At 41.7% G+C, this 8,904-nt stretch carries 7 protein-coding genes and 1 tRNA gene; 2 read left to right on the top strand and 6 right to left on the bottom strand.

Annotated elements, in window-relative coordinates; translation table 11 throughout:
- From QZT73_RS12640 to argB, 4 genes are all read right to left on the bottom strand, one after another.
- Positions 1-687, bottom strand: a 687-nt coding sequence (locus QZT73_RS12640; protein WP_291788477.1) for a bifunctional ornithine acetyltransferase/N-acetylglutamate synthase, incomplete at its 3' end; no start/stop codon positions are given.
- An 11-nt stretch (positions 688-698) separates the two neighbouring features.
- Positions 699-1,745: an N-acetyl-gamma-glutamyl-phosphate reductase gene (gene argC / locus QZT73_RS12635; protein WP_291788474.1), complete on the bottom strand. Its 1,047-nt coding sequence runs from the start codon at positions 1,743-1,745 to the stop codon at positions 699-701.
- Positions 1,732-2,937, bottom strand: a complete 1,206-nt coding sequence (locus QZT73_RS12630) for an aspartate aminotransferase family protein (protein ID WP_291780732.1) — start codon at positions 2,935-2,937, stop codon at positions 1,732-1,734. Before QZT73_RS12630 ends, argC begins: the two co-directional genes overlap by 14 nt.
- Positions 2,938-2,939: 2 nt before the next feature.
- Positions 2,940-3,764 carry an acetylglutamate kinase gene (gene argB, locus QZT73_RS12625; RefSeq protein ID WP_291788471.1) on the bottom strand — a complete coding sequence of 275 codons (825 nt, stop codon included), beginning with the start codon at positions 3,762-3,764 and terminating at the stop codon, positions 2,940-2,942.
- 457 nt (positions 3,765-4,221) lie between these two features.
- Between argB and QZT73_RS12620 the strand changes: the two genes are divergently transcribed.
- Together QZT73_RS12620 and QZT73_RS12615 are read left to right on the top strand one after the other, a co-directional pair.
- On the top strand, positions 4,222-5,508 hold the full coding sequence (locus QZT73_RS12620) for a sterol desaturase family protein (RefSeq protein ID WP_291780726.1): 1,287 nt from the start codon (positions 4,222-4,224) through the stop codon (positions 5,506-5,508).
- A 108-nt stretch (positions 5,509-5,616) separates the two neighbouring features.
- The gene (locus QZT73_RS12615; RefSeq protein WP_291788469.1) at positions 5,617-6,723 is read left to right on the top strand and encodes a Fic family protein; all 1,107 of its coding nucleotides are present in this window, start codon (positions 5,617-5,619) and stop codon (positions 6,721-6,723) included.
- Between the two features lie 9 nt (positions 6,724-6,732).
- On the opposite strand, the gene QZT73_RS12610 is transcribed toward QZT73_RS12615, so the two are convergent.
- The gene (locus QZT73_RS12610) at positions 6,733-7,866 is read right to left on the bottom strand and encodes a DEAD/DEAH box helicase (protein WP_291788467.1); all 1,134 of its coding nucleotides are present in this window, start codon (positions 7,864-7,866) and stop codon (positions 6,733-6,735) included.
- A 952-nt stretch (positions 7,867-8,818) separates the two neighbouring features.
- Positions 8,819-8,891, bottom strand: a tRNA-Met gene (locus QZT73_RS12605).
- Positions 8,892-8,904 lie beyond the last annotated feature (13 nt).

Below are 8,904 nucleotides of genomic sequence, written 5' to 3'. Positions count from 1 at the left end.
CACCATATCATTGGTGGAGGTATCGCCATCCACGGTGATCATATTAAACGAACGGTCCACACTATACCTGAGCGCTTTGTCCAATAATTTTGCATCAATCTCCAAATCAGTTACCACAAAGCCCAACATGGTAGCCATATTGGGATGGATCATACCGGACCCCTTGGCTATGCCACCCAGATGAATGGTTTTTCCATCATGCTGAAATTCGACAAATCCTTCTTTTGCAAATGTGTCAGTGGTCAAAATTGCGTTGGCTACAAATGAGCCTGCCTTGGTATTGTCCGATATCTTATGGATATTTTCTTTGATCCCATTGACCACATCTACAGTAGGGAAAGGTTCCCCGATTAGACCTGTCGAGGCAACGATGACATCTTCTTCGGGAATATTCAACAGTTCAGCGGTGGTTCTTACCATGGCTTCTGCACCTAGTCTTCCCTGTTCACCTGTACATGCATTTGCATTCCCTGCATTGCATATAATTACTTGGGCCCTATTATTAGTATTGATATGCTTTTCACTGATCTCAATAGGTTCGGCACGCACCTTATTTTGGGTAAAAACTGCTGCTGCTGCTGCCGGAACTTCGGAATAAATAATCGCCAAATCCCTGCGCATGGACTTGACGCCTGTATGGGCACCCCAACATTTGATGCCTCTGACATTTGTAATATTTTTGATCATGTTCATGATAATTAAGGTCTTAATGGGATTTGTTGCAGCCCGGTTTGTTCTTCTAATCCGAGCATCAAATTCATATTGTGGACAGCCTGACTTGCAGCGCCTTTTAAAAGGTTATCGATGGCTGAAATGCTGATGATTCTATTGGTTCTTTCATCCCAAAAGGGGAATATATCGCAATAATGACTGCCTCGTACATCTTTGATTCCCGGGGCAGTTTTTCGGATTCTTACAAAAGGCTTATCCGCATAAAAATTTTCATAAATACCTTTAAGCTTTTTTTGATCCATTGCCCCCTTTGGTTTGGCATAGGCTGTGGCCAAAATCCCCCGGTCAACCGGAAGTAGATGTGGTGTGAACTGGATACGTGTACTGTTATTGGACAAAAGCCCCAGTTGCTCTTCAATCTCTACCGTGTGCCGGTGCGTTCCAACACCATAAGCTTTGAAATTCTCATTGACATGGGAAAAATGAGTGGTTTCACTGGCTTTTATACCGGCACCGGTCAATCCTGATTTGGCATCAATGATGACCGAATCTGTTTCAATCAGGTTGAGAGCAGCCATTGGTGCCAAACTCAAAATTGAGGCAGTAGGATAACAGCCTGGGTTGGCAGTCAATTGACTTCCCTTGATCTTTTCAGCATGTAATTCGGGTAAGCCGTAAACTGCATGCTTGAAGCCTTCGGGGAAAATGTGTGGTTTTTGGTACCAAGCCTCATAAACCTCCGGGCTTTCGAGTCTAAAATCACCAGAAAGATCAATAATCTTTGCCTTTTGTTCAGAAAGTGTCTTGACAAAACCCATAGAGATACCATGGGGTAGGGCCAGGAAGATGATATCAAGGTCTGCATTTTTGATCACCTGTGCAGAAACCAAGGTTTGATCAATTATTCCTAGAAATTGAGGATGAAGGTCCGAAAACTTCTTTCCTTCATGACTTTCTGAGGTAATGTGCTTGATGCTTACTTCTGGGTGACTACTAAGTAAACGGGCAAGTTCAGAGCCCGTAAAACCTGATGCACCCACAATGGCAATGTTATATTTTTTATGATTTTGCATGAATTTCATTTTCTTGTTGGATCAATACCAGTTCAAAAGCATTCAGGAAATTTTCCAAATCCTCCTTTTTGATGTTCAATGGGGGTACCAGCCGAAGTACATTCACCGCTGTGGCATTGGTGATAAAACCTGCCTTCAAAAGTTTTTGCATAATATCAATAGCAGGAATCTCTAGGACTACCCCCAACATCAAACCTTCTCCTCTTACAGTTTTGATGACCGGGAATTTCTTTTTCAGGCCATTCAGTTTGGTTTTCAGCCATTCCCCTTTTTCATGGGCTGCCTGACGTAGGTTTTCATCCATGATTACTTTCAATGTAGCCAAAGCAGCCGTTGCAGCCATAGGATTTCCCCCAAAAGTGGTCCCATGATCCCCAAACTGTATGCTTTTGGAAATTTTTTCATTGCACAAAAAAGCACCTATGGGCATGCCTCCTCCAAGGCCTTTGGCCAATGTCATGATGTCAGGCTGGACACCATAAATATCTTTGGCAAACCACTGACCGGTTCTCCCTATACCCGACTGTATTTCATCAAAAATCAATACGATATCATGTTCATCGCAAAGGGATCTCAAAGATTTTAAATATTCAGTATCTGCAGGAATGATTCCCCCTTCCCCCTGAATGGGTTCCAGAATAATAGCAGCGGCATCTTGATCAACCGCTCTTTTTATGGCTTCAATATCATTGAAGGGAACCTGTACAAAGCCAGATGGCATGGGACCAAAACCCTCTTGGTATTTGGGTTGGCCAGTAGCAATAGTGGCCAGGGTCCTTCCATGAAAGGAGTTTTCCATCGATATAATCTTCCCTCCTTTGCCTTTGCTGTGGGCGTATCTCCGGGCGATTTTGATAGCTCCCTCTACAGATTCTGCACCACTGTTGGTGATAAACACGCGGTCAAGTCCTGAAATTTTCACCAATAATTCTGAAAGCCCTACCTGGGCAGGGCTTACAAAAAAGTTGGAAATGTGCATCAGTTCGGCCGCCTGTTCCTGAATGGCTTTTACAACTTTGGGATGGCAATGCCCCACATTATTGACGGCTATTCCCGCCAACAGATCTGTGTATTCTTTATTTTCCACATCCCAGAGTTTTGCCCCGGCACCTTTAATAAAGGTTAAAGGGATTCTTTTGAAAGTGGGTAAATAATATTGTTGGTCTTTGGTATGTAAATCTTGATTTTTCATCTTCAGTGTGTTATAGTGGTTCCAATAGTTGATCCTTTCTCAAAATAGGCCAATAATTGTTCGGGTTGAGTTCCGTTTAGAATAAGGGCATTTTTAACGCCTTTTTTGAGTGCGTTTTCAAGAGATTGGATTTTTGGAATCATCCCCCCTTGGATGATTTTCCCATATAAGTCTGGCAATTCGCTGAGTGATATTGCATGCAAAATTGATATGGGATCAGGATAATTCTGGTAGAGGCCATCTACATCTGTTAAAGAAATGTAGTAGTCTGCCTGAATGGCCGCAGCCACTTCACCGGCAAAATCATCGGCATTTACATTATAGCTTAATGCTTCGGTATCTGCCGCTATGCAGGCCATGATAGGGAGAAACTTCCCTTGAAGCAGGGAATGGATAAGGTCAGCGTCTATAGAACTGATTTGGCCAACTCTTCCCAGGTCAACTTCTTCTAAACTACCATCTGGGAGGTTGAATTGCAGTTTTTTGGGATTGACGATGACTGCTTGATTGTCCAACCCTGACAGGCCGATTGCTTTTAACCCTTGTTGACTAAAAATCTTTACAAGATCAGCATTGACTTCGCCTATAAGGGTTTTTTGGATTTCAATCATGGCCTCTGGACTGGTCCGTCTTTGACCTTCGATAAATTCGGATGGAATCTTGGCCTTTTCAAGGGCCTTATTGATAAAGGGCCCTCCTCCATGGACCAGGACAATTTCGTGTCCGGCATGCTTGAGGCGATAAAGGGTTTGTGCAATTTGTACTTTTAATTCTTGATTGATCATGGCATTCCCACCATATTTGATGAGAAGCTTGGAAGAAGACATCTCTTAAGGATTTTAGTTAAACTTTTGTTGATTTTAGGTTTTTGAGGTTTCCAAATAATATTTCAAAAAGCCATTTACTTTTAATGTAATACCTAATTAAACAAATACCATTCCATGTCAGGGAAATTTTATTTTAAATTAGGGTTTTGTTCAAAATTCCTTAGTAGGTTATAATATTAACTTGGAAAAGTAAAATTTATACACGCTGCTGTCAGGTCAATTTCACATTTTTGTCAGTATACCTTTCTTATTCTAATCAAAAAATACCTAACCTTAGGTATTTTTATATAATGTAGGTTAGGGTATTTTTGTATTGGGTGATTAAGCAACTTTTTGGAATGTATATTTTAAAATTGTACAGGGGGTATTTGTTTGGACACTTTTTGCCCCTGTTTTTCTTTTTTTAAATTTCAAACAAGTGTAACTTTGGAAGGATATAGCAATAAACCCAAAATCCATGGAACTGTATGCCAAGGCATTAACCTTCGCCATCCCATTCTTTCTTATTCTGATTATCCTTGAAGAAATTGTTGCCCGCAGGATGAAGCGGCAGATTAATTATGGTATGGATACCATCTCTAGTTTGAGTTCAGGGATGACCAACACTTTAAAAAATCTTATGGGCTTGTCCATTGCCATTGTTTCTTATGGTTGGCTGGTAGATAAAGTAGCATTATTCCATATTGAAAGTACTTGGTTGGTGTATGTGGTGGCCTTTATAGGGATGGATTTTGTGGGGTATTGGAGCCATCGTTTTGACCACAAGATCAATGCCTTTTGGAACAGGCATATTGTGCATCATAGCAGTGAAGAGTTCAATTTAAGTTGCGCGCTAAGGCAATCAGTTTCTGCAATTATAGGTATTTATTTCTTCCTTTACATTCCTATGGCTTTTTTGGGCGTCCCGGGTGAGGTGGTAGCCATTATAGCGCCAATTCATTTATTTGCCCAGTTTTGGTACCATACCCGACTAATAGGTAAAATGGGTTTCTTGGAACATATTTTGGTTACCCCATCCCATCATAGGGTTCACCATGCCATTAATGACATTTATTTGGATAAAAATCTGTCTCAGATTTTTATCTTTTGGGACAAATTGTTCGGCACTTTTCAGGAGGAGTTGGACGAAGAACCTCCTGTGTATGGAGTGAAGAAACCCGTCAATACCTGGAATCCTTTGATCATCAATTATGTGCATATGTGGTCACTGATACAGGATGCCTGGAGAACCCAAAGTTGGCGGGACAAGCTGAAAATCTGGTTTATGCCTACAGGCTGGAGGCCGGCTGATGTGGCTGAAAAGTATCCTTGGAATTATTGGAAGAATGCTTACGAGCAAGTTAAGTACGATAGTAAACCCTCTCAAGCTTTATTTGCCTTGTCCTGGTTCCAATTGGTGGTGAATTTTGCCATGGTATTCCATGTCTTGGTGGCCTTTGTCAATTTTCAATATTTGGAAGTAATGCTTTATGCCATTTTTATGATGCTTTCTATTTTTGCATATACCAGTCTTATGGATAAGGCAAAAGTAGCCCTTCCTGCCGAAATCATCCGTTTTGTAATGGGGATTGGATTGATTTATTGGAATGGAGGGTGGTTTGGTTTGCAGGAAGTTATACCTGGAGCAACTGTACTGGTTGGAATTTATCTGGCAAGCTCCTTGCTCATGGCTTTTTGGGTATTAGGCAAAGAAGCAAAAGCCAAATTGGATGTGAAGCCTGCTGAATTGGTGTCCAGTAATTGATCCTACGATGTTAGGTTAAAAGCTTCTATCTTATCTTTGAGCCATAAATTTTTATTTATAACTCAAAATTTGCTTAATATTGAGTTATAAAACACCTTTTTATAACTCATGCGCTGGAATTGGCAAAAAAAAGATTGGCCTCACTTTGTATTCGAAACCGTTTCGTTCCAAGGTTCATTGGATGAATTTTTTCATAATGCAGGCCAACTATTAGGAGTAATTAAGCACATTTCTCCTACTGATGAGCTTGAGTTGAAATTTGAATTACTCACTGATGAAGCATTAAAAACGTCAGAAATAGAAGGAGAATTTTTCAATAGGGAAAGTGTTCAGTCTTCCATTCGTAGGCAATTTGGTCTGCAAGAAGATACAAGACGACCATCACCTGCCGAATTTGGAATTTCCGAAATGATGGCAAGTTTATACCGCTCTATTGATGAACCTTTGAGTCATGACATCATTTTTTCTTGGCATCGAATGCTTTGTAACGGTAGAAGAGAACTTAAAAACATCGGTTCTTATAGAAGTGGCTCTGAACCCATGCAGGTGGTTTCGGGTCCAATAGCGAGACCTGTGGTGCATTTTGAAGCTCCTCCTTCCGAATTGGTAAGAAATGAAATGGACAGGTTTCTGAGTTGGTTTGAAGCTACATCTCCAAAAGGTACATCCCCCTTACACCCTGTTCTTAGGGCAGGAATTGTACACCTTTATTTTGTATCTATTCACCCTTTGGAAGATGGGAACGGGAGAATTGGAAGAGCCATTGCAGAAAAAGCACTGTCAGAGGGTCTTGGAAGGCCAAGCTTGATTGCTTTATCTCATACCATAGAGAAATACAGGAAAAGCTATTATGAAGCGCTTGCAAAAAACAATCAAAACCTCGAGATAACAGATTGGTTGGAATATTTTGCAGAAATAGTGCTATTGGCACAAAAGAGGAGCTTGTCACTTGTGGAGTTTATTGTTTTCAAATCGAAACTATTCCAAAAAGTCGAAGGCAGATTAAACCATAGGCAGGCCAAACTCTTGAACAGGATGTTTAAGGAAGGGCCTGAGGGCTTTAGAGGCGGACTAAGCTTAAAAAATTATGTCACCATAACCGCTGCCAGTAGAGCAACTGCTACAAGGGATTTACAAGACTTGGTGGAAATTGGAGTACTTTATAAAACCGGTGAATTGAAGGGGACCCGTTATCATCTGCTTTTGAAGAATTAGATTTATTTATCAAAAATCCAAGTTGTCCGAGTCCACCAATTCCACCCATCGCTTCATTTTCTTTTGGATGACTTTCCAATGGTGCCTGTCCTCTTCTGTGATCAGAGAGATCGCTTCTCCTTCCACTCCTGCCCTGCCGGTCCTTCCGATCCGGTGGATGTAATCTTTGGGAGAGCGTGGAAGTTCGAAATTGACTACATGGGGCAATGCCTCGATATCAATTCCCCTGGCAGCCAAATCTGTAGCCACCAGCACACGCAGTTTGCCTCTTTTGAATAACTTCAAAGCTTCTGTCCTGGCCCCTTGACTTTTATCTCCGTGGAGCGCCATGGCCTGGATGCCGTGTTTGTTGAGTTTGGTGGTCAGGTTGTCGGCTGTCCGTATGGAAGAGGCAAATACCAAGACCTGCTGCCAATTCCCTTCCTGGATCAGATGTCTGAGAAGTGGTCCTTTCCTTTCTGGATCGACCAAATAGGCCGTCTGTGCGATAAGGTCGGGCGTGACTTCCTCCGTTTGGATTTCAATTTTCACAGGATTTTTCAGCAGCTTGCCAATCAGACCCTCTACTGCTTCATCCATGGTAGCGGAGAATAGGATATTCTGGCGCTTCTTTGGCAGCCTGTTCAAAATCTCATCCACCTCCATTTTGAAACCCAAACTCAGTACCTTGTCCGCTTCATCCAGGACCAAGGTAGTCAGTTCTGAAATGGAGATGGCGTTTTTGGAAATCAAATCCAGCAAACGGCCGGGAGTGGCCACCAAAATGTCCGTCCCGTTCAATTTCATCATTTGTGGATTGATGGATACCCCTCCAAATACCGCGGCACTTTTTACTTTTCTGGGCAGGTTTTTGCTGAACAGCCTTACCACCTCTTCCACCTGTGCTGCCAGTTCCCTGGTAGGCACGATGACCAATACAGGAACAGACCTGCTTTTATTGACTTCCTTTTTTTGGAGCTCCTCTAGGATCGGCAGGATATAGGAGGCCGTTTTTCCTGAACCTGTCTGGGCGAGGCCGAGTACATCCCGCTTTTGAAGGATGGCCGGAATGGCTTCGATTTGGATAGGGTAAGGGGTCTGGTACTGGGCCTCTTGGACGGCCTGTACAAGGATAGGGGATAAGCCCAGGTCTGAAAAACGCATGCGGGAAGATATTTTTGGTAAAGGTAGAGTTTATTTTTTATTCTAAGAGTCGAGTGGATCATTGATTTGAGCCGATTAGGTGAAGTAATTGGCTCATGAGCTAATATTTGCTTACGTAAAAGTGGCATGTATTCCCATGCCTCTGAGAGCAAGGTATGCTGACTAAATCTGGGGCGGGGAGGACGGTGCGGTATGCGTCGAATTCAGGTTAAAACGCATCCACTGTCCAACTGATACAATTCAAGGCTCCGCCATGTTGGATGATTTTTTCTGAGCGGAGTGGTATGAGACGATTGTTTTGTCGATAACTTGGAAAAAACCGGGCAAGTTGAAGTAAAGCTTGTTCATCTGTACTTAAGAAGGTAATTGCTAAATGCAATTGATCGCTTTTCTACTAGTGGAAGGAGTCATGACAAGATCGACATACTGAAACCAACCATTTGATTGGCTCTTTACCGATATTCCTTTTGGCGTATTTTTTATGATGAACTTCTTGAGCTCGAGCACCACAATATACACATCTCCAATTGTCCCTCTTCAAGACTACATATCTTTTTCTGTTCCATTCTTCTGATTTAAGATATATATCCCTGTAATATTTACGCCTACGCTTTCTTTTGATTGAGAACCACCATCTTTTGAGGAACCACACTATTAAAAGCATAAAAAGTAGAAGTATTGAAGTTATTAGTTGCTCATCCATAAAATTAAAAGGAACAGTATAGATAAAGCTAAAAAAAACACCAAAACTTACTCAGGAAAATATAAAAAAGGTATTTGACAATCAGACAGCTATATTGCTACAGTATATTTTTAACATGGCTGAACTAATTTTGCCAACTGTTTGATTCATAAAGTTTGTTCAAAACTTCTAAAAGCTGAGGTGAATAAAGCTCTTCCTGAGAATTGATAAAAAACAAAAAAAGGATACCGTTTCCAGTATCCTTCGTAGTAGCGGGAACAGGACTCGAACCTGTGACCTTCGGGTTATGAGCCCGACGAGCTACCAACTGCTCCATCCCGCGATATATTTTTGAT

Source organism: Cecembia sp. (genome assembly GCF_007126775.1).
Classification (GTDB): Bacteria; Bacteroidota; Bacteroidia; order Cytophagales; family Cyclobacteriaceae; genus Cecembia.
Note: the sequence above shows the minus strand (reverse complement) of the source record. Positions and strands in the feature narration are given on the sequence as shown.

Bases quoted from the DNA above. Each gene is read 5' to 3' on its own strand.
- QZT73_RS12615 (WP_291788469.1), top strand. From the start codon at position 5,617: ATGCGCTGGAATTGGCAAAAAAAAGATTGGCCTCACTTTGTATTCGAA.
- QZT73_RS12630 (WP_291780732.1), bottom strand. From the start codon at position 2,937: ATGAAAAATCAAGATTTACATACCAAAGACCAACAATATTATTTACCC.
- argC (WP_291788474.1), bottom strand. From the start codon at position 1,745: ATGCAAAATCATAAAAAATATAACATTGCCATTGTGGGTGCATCAGGT.
- QZT73_RS12620 (WP_291780726.1), top strand. From the start codon at position 4,222: ATGGAACTGTATGCCAAGGCATTAACCTTCGCCATCCCATTCTTTCTT.
- argB (WP_291788471.1), bottom strand. From the start codon at position 3,764: ATGTCTTCTTCCAAGCTTCTCATCAAATATGGTGGGAATGCCATGATC.
- QZT73_RS12610 (WP_291788467.1), bottom strand. From the start codon at position 7,866: ATGCGTTTTTCAGACCTGGGCTTATCCCCTATCCTTGTACAGGCCGTC.